Annotated in this window: 11 protein-coding genes; 7 read left to right on the top strand and 4 right to left on the bottom strand. The window is 67.6% G+C overall.

All coding sequences use genetic code 11. The features are described from left to right. Positions 1-36: 36 nt before the first annotated feature. From HMPREF1137_RS09955 to HMPREF1137_RS04860, 3 genes are all read right to left on the bottom strand, one after another. Complete coding sequence (locus tag HMPREF1137_RS09955) at positions 37-1,449, bottom strand: hypothetical protein (RefSeq protein ID WP_007589513.1); 1,413 nt, start codon at positions 1,447-1,449, stop codon at positions 37-39. 26 nt (positions 1,450-1,475) lie between these two features. Further along, positions 1,476-1,952 (bottom strand): hypothetical protein, encoded by a 477-nt coding sequence (locus tag HMPREF1137_RS04855; RefSeq protein ID WP_007589474.1) that lies wholly within the window; start codon positions 1,950-1,952, stop codon positions 1,476-1,478. A 205-nt stretch (positions 1,953-2,157) separates the two neighbouring features. Further along, complete coding sequence (locus HMPREF1137_RS04860; RefSeq protein WP_007589539.1) at positions 2,158-4,230, bottom strand: glucose PTS transporter subunit IIA; 2,073 nt, start codon at positions 4,228-4,230, stop codon at positions 2,158-2,160. A 184-nt stretch (positions 4,231-4,414) separates the two neighbouring features. Here HMPREF1137_RS04860 and HMPREF1137_RS04865 point away from each other — a divergent pair, with 184 nt between their 5' ends. The 3 genes from HMPREF1137_RS04865 to HMPREF1137_RS04875 are packed head-to-tail and all read left to right on the top strand — an operon-like array spanning position 4,415 to position 8,221. Further along, positions 4,415-5,719, top strand: coding sequence for a deoxyguanosinetriphosphate triphosphohydrolase (locus HMPREF1137_RS04865; protein ID WP_034496857.1), 1,305 nt, complete (start codon positions 4,415-4,417; stop codon positions 5,717-5,719). Between the two features lie 45 nt (positions 5,720-5,764). Next, positions 5,765-7,738: a DNA primase gene (dnaG, locus tag HMPREF1137_RS04870; RefSeq protein WP_007589531.1), complete on the top strand. Its 1,974-nt coding sequence runs from the start codon at positions 5,765-5,767 to the stop codon at positions 7,736-7,738. 3 nt (positions 7,739-7,741) lie between these two features. Further along, positions 7,742-8,221: an S-ribosylhomocysteine lyase gene (locus tag HMPREF1137_RS04875; RefSeq protein ID WP_007589527.1), complete on the top strand. Its 480-nt coding sequence runs from the start codon at positions 7,742-7,744 to the stop codon at positions 8,219-8,221. Positions 8,222-8,340: 119 nt separating this feature from the next. Here the strand turns inward: HMPREF1137_RS04875 and HMPREF1137_RS04880 are convergent, their stop codons facing one another. Next, complete coding sequence (locus HMPREF1137_RS04880) at positions 8,341-8,838, bottom strand: hypothetical protein (protein WP_007589496.1); 498 nt, start codon at positions 8,836-8,838, stop codon at positions 8,341-8,343. A gap of 198 nt (positions 8,839-9,036) precedes the next feature. On the opposite strand from HMPREF1137_RS04880, the gene HMPREF1137_RS04885 reads away from it, so the two are divergent. From HMPREF1137_RS04885 to manA, 4 genes are all read left to right on the top strand, one after another. Continuing rightward, positions 9,037-10,185, top strand: coding sequence for a branched-chain amino acid aminotransferase (locus tag HMPREF1137_RS04885; RefSeq protein ID WP_007589497.1), 1,149 nt, complete (start codon positions 9,037-9,039; stop codon positions 10,183-10,185). Between the two features lie 162 nt (positions 10,186-10,347). Beyond that, positions 10,348-11,949, top strand: coding sequence for an ABC transporter ATP-binding protein/permease (locus HMPREF1137_RS04890; protein ID WP_007589591.1), 1,602 nt, complete (start codon positions 10,348-10,350; stop codon positions 11,947-11,949). Continuing rightward, a complete protein-coding gene (gene cydC, locus HMPREF1137_RS04895; protein ID WP_007589476.1) occupies positions 11,946-13,709 on the top strand; it encodes a thiol reductant ABC exporter subunit CydC in 1,764 nt (587 codons plus the stop codon). Before HMPREF1137_RS04890 ends, cydC begins: the two co-directional genes overlap by 4 nt. Positions 13,710-13,789: 80 nt before the next feature. Next, positions 13,790-15,007: a mannose-6-phosphate isomerase, class I gene (manA, locus tag HMPREF1137_RS04900; RefSeq protein ID WP_007589472.1), complete on the top strand. Its 1,218-nt coding sequence runs from the start codon at positions 13,790-13,792 to the stop codon at positions 15,005-15,007. Positions 15,008-15,076: the final 69 nt, after the last annotated feature.

A 15,076-nucleotide genomic window follows, 5' to 3' on the forward strand; every position in this document is an offset into this window, starting at 1 on the left:
TCGTACGATCCGAGCCAAAGGTCTGCGAGAGGGGATTCACGTAGCCGCGCGGCATGCCCTCGTCTTCCTCGTCCTCGACGTGGAATGCCTCGTACCTGCGGCGACGACGTTTCTTCTCGTCCTTCGCCCCGCCGCCAGCTCCTGCGCCGGGACCGCCCATGAAGCCGCTCTGCTGTCCTGCAGGTCCTCCCGTGCCGCGCCCCGCCGAACCCACTCCGGTGGTGCTGCCAGGAGGCGTGTAGGTGCCCATGCCAGTGCCGCTGAACGATCCGGCGCGCAGTGTGGAGGTGCCGGTGGCCGCTCCCATCCGACCGGTGACGCCGGATCCGAGGACACCCGTGCGCCCGAGGGCCCCCAATGCAGGTCCACCCATGCGCGCCGCCCCGCGCAGGCCCAGGGCCCAGCCCCGAGCAGTCCCGCGCCGCCGAGGCGTCCAGCGGACTGAGCCTCTGCCGCGCGCGCCGTATTGAGCCCCCAGAGGGGATGATCGCGATCGAACGGGGGAGCGGGGGTGTGACCGCCGATGACACCGTTCGCGTGCCGATCGCCGTTGACTCGGGTGTGCAGCAGGTCCACGTCCATGAGATCCTGCGGGTCCGTGATCGGATTCGTCCGTGATCCGAGGTCGCCCTCGGGCAGGTAGCGATTGGGGACGCGCGGGGAGTGCATGACACGCTGGTCGATGTCACCGCCCTCGTCGTATCCACCCGGATACAGGCCCGAGTCCGCCCCGCGCAGCCCGGCGTTGCCGAAGGCATCCGAACGGGAACGACCGTAGGCTCCTCCCTCGTGGGGCGAGATGACGATGTGGCCCTTCCTGAGGGCATCAGCGGCATCCGCGGGGAGCTCAGGAATCGGGGTCCAGCCGTTAAAATCGACGTCGGCTGGGGGTGTATTGCTGTGCTCTGAGAGCCTCGCATTCAGGTCGTTCATTGTCGACTCGAAGCGCTCGATGATCTCCGTGGCCTTCGCCTCGCGCTGGGCATTCGCCTGTGCCTCAACACCCTCCACGTAAGCCAGGCCGTCTGCCACCAGGGAATTGACGAATTTGCCGGGCAAGCCGAACTTTGAGGCGATGGGGATGGTCACCTCGCCCGCGTGGCGCAGGGATTCCGTCATGGGGTCTAACAGCGTGGGGGAGAGCTGGCGCGCGTCCTCCGCCGCGAGCATGATCGCGCGGCGCGCCTCAACGTAGTAGGACATGCCGGTCATGTAGAAGTTGGCCTGCTTGTCAAAGCGCTTGATTGCGCGCGTGGCCTCGTCGGACATCGCCTGGCCGGCCTGGCCAGTGAACCCCTGGTACTCCTTGAAGTGATTGACCTTGTCGCGCGCCTCACGAATGGCCTTGACGATGGCGGAATGCTCGTCGTCCCAACCGTAGAGCTTCTCGTTGTCCGGCGCACTGTTCGCGAACTCCATGAGCCGGTCGTACATGGGTGATGACACCATTGTTGTCTCCTTGTGTGCGCTCGTGCTCAGTACTCGTCGGGCCCGGAATCAACGACTGTGTCCACTGGAGCGCCAGACTCATCGCCGGTCTCCGACTGAGCGGGCGTATTCTCGCTGGTGATCTGCTCAATGCTCTTCTCGGAATAGACCTTGTGGGCGCTTTCGCCCTGGTTGAGATCCAGCAGGGCGGTGCCGACGGCTGCCAGTGCGGCGCGGGCATCTTCTTCGGTGCCGGTAAAGTCGGAGACGGCCTGACCGACCTTCGTGTCGAGATCGCGCAAAAACTGCGCCTCGTTCAGCATGCTCGTCGAAAATGACGTGAGGAACGACTGCACGGTATCTCCCATGCTCTGGGCCGCGCTCTCAGTCGTCCAGTGCCCGAATATTTGCGCCGCAGCCAACATCATTGCCGATGTTGCGGAGGTGGTGAGTTCGCCACCCCCGGCGCTCATGTCGTCACTCACCTGCGCGTGGCGCTCTGAGTCGAATGCAACGTCTGGCATCGCTCCAATTTCCTTTGCTGCGTGGAACCTCGCACTCCTGCGGCAAGGTAACCGAGTGGTCAACAGTTTAGCTGCCTCGCTTGAGCTTGTGCAAGAACATGCGCAGGGGCGCGGGAAAAACGTCGATGACCGACGGTGCAATAAAAAGTGGTGGGCGGGCCGCTCGGCCCGCCCACCACGGCTATGTCAGTGATGCTCGGAAAGCTCACGCCTCCTCGGGGGACACCGTCACGACCGTGTCAGTGATACCCACCGGGCCGGGAGCGGCTGGGGTGATGTCGCCGAACTTCTTCTTGTTCGTGACGACCATTGGGGTGATCGTGTCGTAGCCGGCCTCGCGGATGACATCCCAATCGACCTCGGCTAGGACGTCGCCGCGCTTGACGACGTCGCCCTTGGTGACGCGCGGCGTGAAGCCCTTGCCCTCGAGCTTTACGGTGTCCATGCCGATGTGGATGAGCACCTGGACGCCGGATGCGGACTTGATGCCGTAGGCGTGGCCCGTCGGGAATGCGACGGACACCTTGCCGTCACAAGGAGCGACGACGACGGCGCCAGCAGCGGGGGACACGGCGATGCCGGGGCCGAGCGCGCCGGCGGCGAAGGCCTCGTCGGCAACGTCCGACAGCGCGACCAGCTCGCCCGCCATGGGGGCGGTGAGCGTCAGATCAGCTACTGCCTCGTCGCTGAAAGCGGGAGCCGGAGCGGCCTCAGCTGCGGGAGCGGCGGGGGCAGCGACGGGAGCCGGGGCGGCGGCGGGAGCGGCGGACACGCCAGCCTTCGCGGCCTCCTTCTTGGCGCGAGCCTCAGCCTTCTGCTCCTTCGTGCGGTAGTCGAAGAAGACGACCATGAGGAACGCGGTGAAGAACGCGGCGGTAATACCCAGTCCGTAGACGGCCATGGGGGAGAAGACCGGGATCGTCAGCAGCGACGTGAACACGAAGGTGTGCGTGATCACGCCGCGACCGATGCCGATGACCAAACCACCAGCGACACAGCCGGTGAGCATCAACGGGTAGATGCGCTTGAAGCGCAGGTGGATGCCGTACAGGGACGGCTCCGAAATACCACCGAAGAGGCCGGCCGCCAGAGCGCCGGACGCGGTCTGACGCATATCGGTGTCGCGGTCACGGATCGACAGGAAGAGCACGCCGGCGGTGGCGCCGAAGCACGCGAAGTTCCACGCGCCCATGGGGCCCTGGATGAAGTCCGAACCCGTCGAGGCGATGTTCGCCAGCTGCAGGGCGTTGAGCGGCCAGTGCAGACCCAGCGGCACCAGGAAGGGGTAGATGATCGGGATGATGATCGCGAAGACGATCGGCGCGGTGGCGTTCAGCCATGCCAGTCCGGCACCCAGGCCGTTACCGATCCAGATCGACAGAGGGCCGATCAGGAAGGCGGTGAGCGGCATGATGATGATGAAGGAGAGGAAGGGGACGAACACCATCTGGACGTTCGAGGGGATGACCTTCTTCAGGAACTTGTAGACCAGCGCCAGGATCGGGACCATCAGCAGCGGCACGAAGACCTGGCCACCGTAGTCGGCCAGCTGCAGGGGCAGGGTGCCGATCAGCGGAACATTGTCGATCTGGGTCGTGCACTGCAGCAGATCGTCTTTACCTTCGACGAGCTGGATACAGGTGGTGGCGGGGAACTTGTTAACGTTGCTCAGGCCCAGGAAGTTGGGGGTAAGCAGTGACAGGATGACGGCCGTGCCGACCCACGGGTCGATGTCCAGCTTCTTGGAGGCGTTGTAGGCGACCATCGCGGGCAGGAAGTAGAAGACCGCGCGCCACATGGAGTTCACGTAGCCCAGCCACACCGGGATTGTCTGGGCGCGTGTGTCGACGACGTGCAGGGCGTCAAGAACCGCGAGGAACGCCAGGATCAGGGAGGCGCCGAGGAGGACGGGCAGCAGCGGGCGGAACGAGTCTGACAGGTACTCGAAGAACGCGTCGACGATGGCGTTCTTTCCGCGCGCCTTCGCGCGGGCGGCGGCCTTGACGTCGTCGTTCGAGGCTGCGGCGCCCGACTTCATCGACGGCAGGTTGTTGATCTCGTTGAAGACCGACTGCACGGCACCGCCGATAACGATCTGGTAGCGGTCCCCCGACTGCGGGACGGCACCGAGGACGCCGTCAATGGCCTCGACTCGGTCCTTGTCGATGATCGACGCATCGTTGAGTTCGAAGCGCAGACGCGTCGCGCAGTGGGTGAAGTGGGTGATGTTGCCGGGGCCACCGACCGCATCGAGGATTTCCTGTGCCGTGTTGGACACGCGGGACTCCTTCCGTGGAGGGGGATTCGACGCTGAATGCGACACTTGACAATTAGCATGTTTGAACAAATGCTGAAAGATCCGACGTGGTATCTCACAGTATTTTGTCGGTAATTTGTGGTGCTTTGACAGTAACGAGGCACGGGCTCGTTCTGCGCAAGCGTTTCCCTAGTAAAATGGCCCCGTGAATGAGTTTTCCTTGGCAATCCCCGGTGTTGATGGTGGCGACGCGCGCCGCCCGTACGCGTCCGCCGATTCCGAGCGCTGGGTGCCCGAGGACCACAAGTCCTCCGAGCGCACCGAGTTTGAGCGCGACCGCGCGCGCATCCTCCACTCCTCGGCGCTGCGTCGCCTCGGCGAAAAGACGCAGGTGCTGGGCCCGATCTCGGACGACTTCGTGCGCACCCGCCTCACGCACTCCCTCGAGGTTGCCCAGGTAGGGCGCGAGCTCGGCAAAGAGCTGGGAGCCGACCCGGACGTCGTGGACGCGGCGTGTCTGTCCCACGACCTCGGGCATCCGCCCTTCGGGCACAACGGCGAGCGCGCCCTGGACGCGGCGGCCGCCTCGATCGGCGGGTTCGAGGGCAACGCCCAGACCCTGCGCGTCGTCACGCGCCTGGAGCCCAAGGTCATCGGCGCGGGGGGCGTTCCCGCGGGCCTCAACCTGACGCGGGCGACCCTGGACGCTATCTGCAAGTACCCGTGGGTGAAGGCCGGTGGCCCTGACCTGGCCAAGTCGACGCGCAAGTACTCCGTGTACCCCGACGACGCGCCCGTGTTCGCGTGGATGCGCCAGGGCGCACCTGCGGGACGGCGATGCCTGGAGGCCCAGATCATGGACCTGTCGGACGACATCGCCTACTCGGTGCACGACGTGGAGGACGCGGTCGCGACCCGCAAGCTGGACCCCGCGGACCTCTTCGATGACGCGCACTGCTCGGCGGTCGTGGCCTCGACCCTGGACTGGTACGGGCCCTCGGTGGCGCGCTCGGACCTGGAGGAGGCCCTCGAGCGCATCGTCTCCATGCCCGTGTGGCTGCGTTCCTTCGACGGCTCCTACGCCTCCCTCGCGCACCTGAAGGACGCGACGAGCGAGCTGATCGGCCGCTTCTGCTCGGCGACCGTGGCCGCCACGCGCGAGACCTTCGGGCACGAGCCGCTGGGCCGCTACCGTGCGGACCTCGTCGTGCCGCGCGAGGTTCGCGCCGAGATTCAGATCCTCAAGGGCATGGCCGTCCACTACGTCATGAGCCCGCGCGAGACCGAGCCGGTGTACTACCAGCAGCGCACGCTCCTGGCCGACCTCGTCGACGCGCTCTACGAGGCCGGGGCGAACGCCCTGGAGCCCGTGTTCGCCGCGCAGTGGCGGGCCGCCTCCGACGACGGCGTGCGCCTGCGCGCGGTCATCGACCAGGTCGCCTCGCTCACCGACGTGTCGGCCTCCGCGTGGCACGCGCGCTGGTGCGGCATGCTGTCTTCGCAGCTGTGAGCATGATTGGACGCAGACGTGGGCGGGCATCGGTAGACTGAGATCATGGCGGGTCTGATTCGTAAGGACGACATCGAAGCGGTACGTAACGCAGTGAAGATCGACGAGATCATCGGCGAACACGTAGCGCTGCGACCCGCGGGTATCGGCTCCCTGAAGGGCCTGTGTCCCTTCCACGACGAGCGCACCCCCTCCTTCAATGTGCGCCCCCACCTGGGCATGTTCCACTGCTTCGGGTGCGGTGAAAGCGGTGACGTCATCTCCTTCGTGCAAAAGATCGACCACCTGCCTTTCACCGAGGCGGTCGAGATGCTGGCGGCGAAGGCCGGGATCACCCTCCACTACGAAGAGGGCGGGGCGCGCGTGCGCACCGAAGAGCCGGGCAAGCGCCAGCGCCTCCTCGACGCCCACCGCGTCGCCGAAGAGTTCTACCAGCAGCAGCTGGCTTCCCCCGAGGCGCATAAGGGTCGCACGTTCCTCGCCGAGCGCGGCTTCACCCAAGCGATGTGCGCGCATTTCGGGGTCGGCTACGCCCCGGCCTCGTGGGATTCCCTGACGCGCCACCTGCGCTCGAAGGGCTTCACGGATCAGGAGATCCAGATTTCGGGCCTGGGCTCGCAGGGTAATCGCGGCGTGTACGACCGTTTCCGTGGGCGCCTCGTGTGGCCGATCCGCGACATCACGGGTGCGACGGTCGGTTTCGGCGCGCGTCGCCTGGACGACAGCGACAAGGAGTCGCCCAAGTACCTCAACACCCCCGAGACGCCGATCTACAAGAAATCGCAGCTGCTGTACGGCCTGGACCTGGCGAAGAAGACGATCGCGACGGAGCACAAGGTTGTCATCGTCGAGGGATACACGGACGTCATGGCCGCGCACGTCGCGGGGGTAACCAACGCCGTGGCCACGTGTGGCACTGCCTTCGGCTCCGAGCACGTCAAGATCATTCGCCGCCTGCTGGGTGACCATGCGGATCCGGCCGCCGGCGTGCTCTTGTCCACGGGACGCGCGCACGGATCGGAGGTCATCTTCACCTTCGACGGCGACAGTGCCGGGCAAAAGGCTGCGCTGCGCGCCTACGGCGAGGACCAGAACTTCGCGGCCCAGACTTTTGTTGCGGTGGCGCCGGGCGGCCAGGACCCCTGCGACCTGCGTCTATCCCAGGGCGATCAGGCAATCGTCGACCTGGTGAACTCGCGCATCCCGCTCTTTGAGTTCGCGATCCGCTCGGTCCTGTCTCAGATGGACCTGCGCAGCGCCGAGGGCCGCGTGCAGGGGCTGCGCGCCTCGTCCGGCATCGTCGCGCACATCAAGGATCGCGCCCTGCGCGCGGAGTACACGCGCCAGTTGGCGGGGTGGCTCGGCATGGACATCCCCACGGTCGAGCAGGCGATTCGCGCGGCCGGTCGCGTCGAGGTCGTCTCGCACGAGGCGCGCCCGGGTGAGATCGAAATGGCGGGAGCGGGCCGCCCCGGCCCCACCACCCCCGAGCGCCGAGGCCCCGAGGACCCGGTGAGCCGCATCGAGCGCCAGGCTCTCGAGGCCGTCCTCCAACATCCGCTCTACGCCGTGGGATCGGGCTTCGAGGAGCTCGATGGGCAGTCCTTCACGGTGCCCACGCACCGCGCCGTCCACGACGCGATCCGCGCGGTCGGCGGGCTCGATGCCTTCACGCAGATGATGCGCCAGGCCGAGGCCCACTTCGGCCCGGGCGAGAACGCGACGCTTGCGGCCTCGCGCCACTTCGTCCAGGTGGTTCTCGAGACTGCCGGCGAGTTCATCGGCCCCGCCGTCACCCAGCTGGCCGTCGCGCCTCTGCCCGTCGCGGGCGAGGCGGACGTGCGCTCGTACTGCCGCGGCGTGGTGGCCGCGATGGTGCGCATGGACCTGACTCGCAAGCTCGGCGAGGCCCGCGCGGCCCTGTCGCGCTTGAGCGAGGACGACCCCACCTACTCCGAGACGTTCCGGGAGCTTATGCGCCTGGAGCAACGCCGGCAAAACTACACCGAAAGGGACTAACCGATGGCTGAAGTTGAGAGCTTTACCCTGGACCACACCGCAGTGAAGGCGCCCTACGTGCGCCTCATCAACGTGGAGTCCGGCCCGAAGGGCGACCAGATTTCGAACTTCGACGTGCGCCTCCTCCAGCCCAACGCCGGGGAGATCCCGACCTCGGGCCTGCACACGATCGAGCATCTGCTGGCCTCCCTGCTGCGCGACCGCATCGACGGCGTCATTGACTGCTCGCCGTTTGGCTGCCGCACGGGCTTCCACCTCATCATGTGGGGCACGCCTTCGGTGCGCGAGGTGACCGAGGCGCTGGCTTCCTCCCTCCACGCGATCGCCGAGGATGTCACCTGGGAGGACGTGCCCGGCACCGACGCGTACTCGTGTGGCAACTACCGCGACCACTCGCTGTTCAGCGCCCGCGAGTGGAGCCGCACGATCCTCGAGCAGGGCTTCTCCCTCGACGCCTTCGAGCGCGTCGACGTCATTCACTGATTCCGGGCGTTCGCCTGGATACGGAAGCGGGACCCATCCGGTGAGGATGGGTCCCGTTGTCGTCTAAGGATGCATGCGAGGGGGAGCGTGCCCCGAGGGGGGAGCCCCGGCCTCGTCGATCAGTCGAGACCGACCGCGTCGCGCACGCGGGCCTCCAGGGCGTCCGCCTCTCGCTGCCCGTCGGCATCCAGCGGCCCGTCGGCCGTCAGCACGGAGAAAAGCCCGTCCTCGCCGCGGCGCACCCACGCCGTCACCGTCGTGCCGTTGCCGACTTCCACCTGGGAGTGCAGGACGATCGAGCGGTTCACGAACTCGCTTGTATGACGCATGAAATCCTCCGGATCGCCCTTCCCGCGCCCCGCCAGGGCCGGGCGGGCCGGATCCACCCACTCCAGGGCGAAGAGCGAGCCCTCGGCCTCCCAGCGCGCCCGCGCCACGTCGTACCAGGGGAACACCTCGGGGGTGGGCTCCCCCTCGCCGGACGAGGCCTCGGCACCGAAGACGTACAGGCCCGACTTCGCGGCCACCATCCAGCGCCCGTCCTCGAGCTCCAGGCCGGGGGAGCGGCGCTCGCGGGAGGGCAGGGCGGAGGCAAGGGCGTCAGGCAGAGTCGTCATGCGTTGATCGTATCCTGTCGGGCTGGTGTGTGCGGTGACAGGTCGCAGGAATCGGGACTGCGATGGGTGAGGGGTGACGGGGTGAGAACGTCCACAGGGGGCGGGGGAGTGGGTCACATGCCGAAATCAATCGGCCACATTGCGGACGGCGGGCATATTCTGGCTTCATATTTGTGAAAAACCACGACAGGAGACCTCATGGCATCGACGCAGCACACCCCCACGGAACTTGAGGCTGCCGGCGACCTGGTACTTCCCGCCGCCGACGAGCTGGCCGGTCGTTTCCCCCTGACCCCCAACGCTCACCCGGCGACGCCGGAGGAGTACAACGAGATCATGTCGACCCTGGCCTTCGGCAAGAAGTTCACGGACCACATGGCCCACATGCGCTGGACCCGCGAGGGCGGCTGGGATGACCGCGGCGTCATCCCCTACGGCCCGCTCGAGCTGACCCCCGGCGCCTCCGTCTTCCACTACTGCCAGTCCGTGTTCGAGGGCATCAAGGCCTACAAGCGCGAGGACGGCTCCGTGTGGACCTTCCGCCCCGGCTACAACGCCGCGCGCCTGAACCACTCGGCCCGCCGCCTGGCCCTGCCCGAGCTGAGCCGCGAGGACTTCGTGGCCTCCCTCGTGGACTACGTGCGCGCGGACGTCAAGTGGGTTCCCGAGGTCGACGGTTCTTCCCTCTACCTGCGTCCCTTCATGTTCGCCTCCGAGGAGTTCGTGGGCGTCCACCCCGCCGGCGTCGTCGACTACTACGTCATCGGCTCGCCGTCGGGCCCCTACTTCAAGGGCGGCCTGTCAGGCGTGGCCATCTGGGTGGAACGCGAGTACCACCGCGCCGGCCCCGGCGGCACCGGCAGCGCCAAGGCGGGCGGCAACTACGCAGCCTCCCTGCTGCCCCAGATCCAGGCCGAGGCCAAGGGCTTCTCCCAGGTCTGCTTCCTGGACACCTACGAGGGCAAGTACCTCGAGGAGCTGGGCGGCATGAACATGTTCGTCGTCATGGCTGATGGAACCATCCGCACCCCCGAGCTCACCGGCGTCATCCTCGAGGGTGGCACGCGCAGCGCGATCCTGCGCATGCTGCGCGACCAGGGCGTCGATGTTCGTGAGGAGAAGATCGCCCTGTCCGAGGTCGTGGATGGCATCCGCTCGGGCGCTGTCGCCGAGGTCTTCGCCTGCGGCACGGCCGCCGTGGTCACCCCGATCACGCGCCTGGCTGGCGACGACTTCGACGTGGAGATCGAGGTGGGGGAGAAGACCCGCGAGATCCACAAGCACCTCACCGACATCCAGTGGGGTCGCGCCGAGGATCCCTACGGCTGGACGTACCGCCTGGTCTGAGCATGATCGCTTGAGGGAGCCACGGCCTCGTCGATTGACGCGAGGCCGTGGTTTCTTTATGTGGTCGTGATGCAAAATTGCCCCAAAGTGACACTGGTGTCAGAACCTAACTAAGGCTATCCTTGGTTGTGTACTCGTGTGTGTCATGTTGATAGGAGCACAATGAAACGCGCGATCGTGGTCGTCTGCTCGTGGGCAGCGGCCCTCTGCCTGGCCGCCGCCTACCTGGCGATCGGCTGGGGCATCGATGATATTGCGGGACATAACGCCTGGTCAACGTGGTGGATCGGCGTGCTGGGGGCCCTGGGATCGGGCGTGTTCGCTTGGGCGGTTAGTGCCCTGGGAGCCGCCCAGATGAACCAGATGGAACCCGCGCTGCGCCACTCGATGATCCGACAGGTCTTCGCCCTAGGGCCCTCGCAGCGCACCAGCGAGCGCGCGGGCCGCGTCGTCAACTCCGCCACCGACGGCGTCGAGCGCGTCGCCGCCTACAAGGGCATCTTCCTGGCCCCCATGATCGCGTCGCTGACGACCCCGATCCTCGTCGTCATCGTCGTTGCCCTGACGATCGACCCGGCGTCGGGCGGATTCCTCGCGATCGCGATCCCGCTGGTCCCGATCTGCGTCATGGGCTTCCGCAAGGCGTTCAAGCCGGTGTCCTCGCGCTACCGCCACGCCTCGCGCCAGCTCGCCGCCAAGGAGCTCGACGCCATCCAGGGCCTGGGCGACCTGGCGCTCATGAACGCGGGCAAGGACATGGGCAAGCGCCTGGCCGAGGCCGCCGAAGAGGTCCGCTCGAAGGTCATGAGCTACCTGGCTGGCAACCAGCTGATCCTCCTCGTCATCGACTCTGTTTTCTCCCTCGGTATGATCACCGGCGCGATTGCCCTGGCCCTCATCCGTTCCAAGCAGGGTGCGATCAGCGTCGGCGAGGGCATCTCCCTCGTGCTGCTCTCCTCGATCATGCTCGACCCGCTGGACCGCATCGGCCAGTTCTTCTACATCGGCATGGGTGGAATCGCGGCCAATAAGGAGATCAAGAAGTTCATCAAGCAGACCCCGCCGGTCACGGACGCCAAGGGTGTTAAGGTCCCGGCTATCCCGCCCCAGCGTGGCGAGATCCGCCTCAGCGGTGTGTCCTTCTCCTACACCAAGGACACCCCGGTTCTGCAGGGAGCAAACCTGACGCTCACCCAAGGAGAGCACGTCGCGCTCGCTGGCCCCTCGGGCGCTGGCAAGTCCACGATCTCGGCGTTGCTGCAGGGCTTCCTGCGTCCGACGCGAGGCCGCGTGAGCTTGAACGGCGTTGACCTGGCCACCGCGCCCCTGTCGTGGGTGCGCGCCCAGACCGCGGTCGTCGAGCAGAGTACCTACCTGTTCTCCGGCACGCTGCGCGACAACCTGCTCCTGGCCTCCCCCGCGGCCACGGATGACCAGCTGATCGAGGCCCTGCGCGCCGCCCACCTAGGGGAGTTTGTCGACACTCTGCCGGGCGGCCTCGACGCCCGCGTGGGTGCCCGAGGCCTGGCCGTGTCCGGCGGTGAGGCCCAGCGCATCGCGATCGCCCGCGCCTTCCTGAAGAACGCGTCGATCATGATCCTGGACGAGCCCACCGCCCACGTCGACCTGGCCTCTGAGCGCGAGATCCTCGCGTCGCTAGAGACCGTGTGTGCCGGGCGCACGACCCTGACGATCTCCCACCGAGACGCCACCATCAAGGGCGCCGACCGCGTCGCGACCCTGCAGGAAGGAACGATCCGATGACCCGCAGGCGACTGTCTCTTCGACTCCTGTCGATCACGCGGCGCGTCCTGCCGCCCCTCGCGGCCTCCATCGCCGCCCGCATCGTCTTCCTCATGATCGGCATCGCCCTGTTCGCCCTGGGCGGCTGGGCTGTCGCCGGCCTCGCCTCGGGGGAGAGCGCCTGGAGCATTGCGCTGATCATCGGCTGCGCCATCGGCCTGAGCCTCCTCAAGGGCCTGGCCCGCTACCTCGAGCAGTTCGCCGGTCACTTCGTGGCCTTCCACTCCCTGGCGATGCTGCGCAACTACTTCTACGACCAGCTTGAGCCCCAGGCTCCCGCGGGTACGGATCGCCTGGATTCGGGCGACATCATGAACCGCGTGACGAAGGATATCGACCGCGTCGAGGTCTTCTTCGCCCACACGCTCGCCCCCGTCACGACGGCGATCATCGTCCCGATCCTGTCGGTCGTATGGATGGGCACCGCCGTGTCCTGGACGCTGGCCGCCGTGCTGGCGCCCTTCCTCTTGATCGTCGGCGCGGTCATTCCCTTCCTGGGGTCCGGCTCGACCGCGCGTGCGGCGCGTGAGCTGCGCGAGGCCCGGGGTGCGATCGCCGCCCACGTGACCGACTCGGTGCAGGGCGTGCGTGAGGTCCTCGCCTTTGGGGCCGAGGAGCGCCGCGAGGCCGAGATGAGCGCCATCGAAAAGCGCATCTCCTCGGGGCTGGGTGCCCAGGGCCGCTGGATCGCGCTGCGCCGAGGCCTCAACCAGGCCGCTGTCGCCCTTGGCATCGTCACGGTCGCCATGGTCGCGGGCTCGAACGTGCTTGCCGAAACGCTGACGCTGCCCCAGGCGGGCCTCGCCCTCGGCATCGCGATGGGCTCCTTCGGCCCGGTCCTCGCGGTCGAGGAGTTCGCCGCGGACCTGGATCAGGCCTTCGCGTCGGCCGCCCGCGTCTTCGCGATCACCGACCGTGCGCCCGTCGTTGCAGACCCGGCCGACCCCAAGCCGCTGACCCCGGGCGACATCGAGTTCACCGATGTGACCTTCGCCTACCCGACGGACGAGGATGCGCCCGCGCCCGCCCCCACGGTCCTGGACGGCGTGAGCATCCACATCCCCGCCGGCAAGCGCACCGCCATCGTGGGCGCCTCCGGCTCGGGCAAGTCGACGCTGGCCTCGCTGCTGACCCGCACGTGGGACCCGGCCTCGGGCACCGTCACGATCGGTGGCACGAACGTGGCCGAGGTGTCCCTGCGCGACCTGCGTGCGACGGTCGCCTCCGCGCCCCAGCGCCCCTACCTGTTCAACGACACGCTGCGCGCCAACCTGCTGCTTGCCGCGCCCGACGCGAGCGAGGCCGACCTGGAGCGTGCGCTGGAGGCCGTGGACCTCACCGACTGGCTGGCCACGGAAAAGGACGGCCTGGATACCGCTGTTGGTGACATGGGCGAGCGTCTCTCGGGCGGCCAGCGTCAGCGCCTGGCCCTGGCCCGCGCGCTCCTGCGCGACGCCCCGATCTACGTCTTCGACGAGGCCACGAGCCAGGTCGACCCGGCCACCGAGGCGCGCGTGCGCGAGGGCATCGCCCGCGTCGCGAAGGGCCGCACCATCGTCGAGATCGCCCACCGCATCAGCGCCGTGCGCGACGCCGACCAGATCATCGTCATGGATGCGGGCCGCGTCGTGGAGACCGGCACCTACGCCGAGCTGCACGCGCGCGGAGGTGCGCTCGCCGCCCTTGAGGCGCGCGAAACCACCGATCAACCCAGCGCCTGATAGACGCGAGCACGCGGGGGATGGGGCCACGGCCTCGTCCCTCGCGTGTTGACGCGCCCGATACCGATAGGATTCGACCTATGGAAAGACTGATCGGCTGGACGAAAGCTGACGCGTGGGGTTCCACGAACGCGATCCCCGAGTTCCTGGGGGCCGCCGCCGGGGACGACCCGGTGTCCGAGGTGTGGTTCGGCGCCCACCCGGACGGACCGACGCTGCTGACGGGCGGGCAGACCCTCGCCGAGCACATCGGCGAGGACCCCAAGCGAGCGCTCGGCGGAGGCCTGCTCTACGCCTTCGGGCCGACCCTGCCGTACCTGGCGAAGATCATCGCCCCGGCGCAGACCCTGAGCCTGCAGGTGCATCCGACGAAGGAGATCGCGCGCGAGGGATACCTGCGCGAGGAGGTCCTGGGCATCGAGCGCACGGACACGCGCCGCGTCTACCGGGACATGAACCACAAGCCCGAGATGATCTACGCGCTCACCGAGTTCAGTGCGCTCGTGGGCTTCCGCGTGCCGCGTAAGGCCCGCCAGCTCCTCGTCGGACTGGAGGGCGAGCTCGCGGACCGCCTGCGTCACCGCCTCAAGCTGTCCACCGTGCGCGGGGGCCTGCGCTCCCTGGCCACCTGGCTCTTCGACGAGGACTCCCCGGCGACCCCCGAGCGCGTCGAAGAGTTCGTGGCCGCGTGCCGCTCCCGCCTCGCGTCGGGCACGTCCCCCTCACCGCGCACCGACGAGCTCGTGAGCGTCCTGGGGGAGAAGCACCCGGGCGACCCGGGCATCATCGTTGCCTTCCTTATGAACCCGGTGTCCCTGCGCCCGGGCGAGGCCGTCTACATTCCGCCGCGTCAGATCCACGCCTACCAGTCGGGCTTGGGCATCGAAGTCATGGCCTCCTCCGACAACGTCGTGCGCGCGGGCCTGACCGGCAAGTACGTGGACTCCGCCCAACTCGTGGAAATCACCGAGTTTTCGGCGCTGCCGCCCGTGCGGGTGGCCCCCGAGCACCCCTCGGCGACGACGGACCGTTTCCTGGCACCCGCCCAGGAGTTCGAGCTGTCGGTGACGACGCTCGCGCCCGGCAAGCACACGTCCCGCGTGGACGAGGTCGCCGTGCCAGGTGAGGGCCCGCGCATCGTCATCGCGACCTCCGGGTCGGTCACCCTGCACGTGAGTGAGGAGCAGGGCGGGGACAGCGTGGAGCTGAGCCGTGGCCAGGCAGTGTTCGTCTCGGCCGCCGAGCGTCGCATGTGGGCGTACGGCACCGGCTCGTTTGTGCAGGTCGCGGCCCCCTGACCGGGGTGCGTCGCGCACCGTGACGAGGCCGTGAATGGGAGCGTTGTCAAGTCGTCCCACGTGGTGGTC

Origin of the sequence: Actinomyces sp. ICM39, assembly GCF_000282935.1 — a bacterium.
Classification (GTDB): Bacteria; Actinomycetota; Actinomycetes; order Actinomycetales; family Actinomycetaceae; genus Pauljensenia; species Pauljensenia odontolytica_B.

Bases quoted from the DNA above. Each gene is read 5' to 3' on its own strand.
- HMPREF1137_RS09955 (WP_007589513.1), bottom strand. From the start codon at position 1,449: ATGGTGTCATCACCCATGTACGACCGGCTCATGGAGTTCGCGAACAGT.
- HMPREF1137_RS04855 (WP_007589474.1), bottom strand. From the start codon at position 1,952: ATGCCAGACGTTGCATTCGACTCAGAGCGCCACGCGCAGGTGAGTGAC.
- dnaG (WP_007589531.1), top strand. From the start codon at position 5,765: ATGGCGGGTCTGATTCGTAAGGACGACATCGAAGCGGTACGTAACGCA.
- HMPREF1137_RS04875 (WP_007589527.1), top strand. From the start codon at position 7,742: ATGGCTGAAGTTGAGAGCTTTACCCTGGACCACACCGCAGTGAAGGCG.
- HMPREF1137_RS04880 (WP_007589496.1), bottom strand. From the start codon at position 8,838: ATGACGACTCTGCCTGACGCCCTTGCCTCCGCCCTGCCCTCCCGCGAG.
- HMPREF1137_RS04885 (WP_007589497.1), top strand. From the start codon at position 9,037: ATGGCATCGACGCAGCACACCCCCACGGAACTTGAGGCTGCCGGCGAC.
- HMPREF1137_RS04890 (WP_007589591.1), top strand. From the start codon at position 10,348: ATGAAACGCGCGATCGTGGTCGTCTGCTCGTGGGCAGCGGCCCTCTGC.
- cydC (WP_007589476.1), top strand. From the start codon at position 11,946: ATGACCCGCAGGCGACTGTCTCTTCGACTCCTGTCGATCACGCGGCGC.
- manA (WP_007589472.1), top strand. From the start codon at position 13,790: ATGGAAAGACTGATCGGCTGGACGAAAGCTGACGCGTGGGGTTCCACG.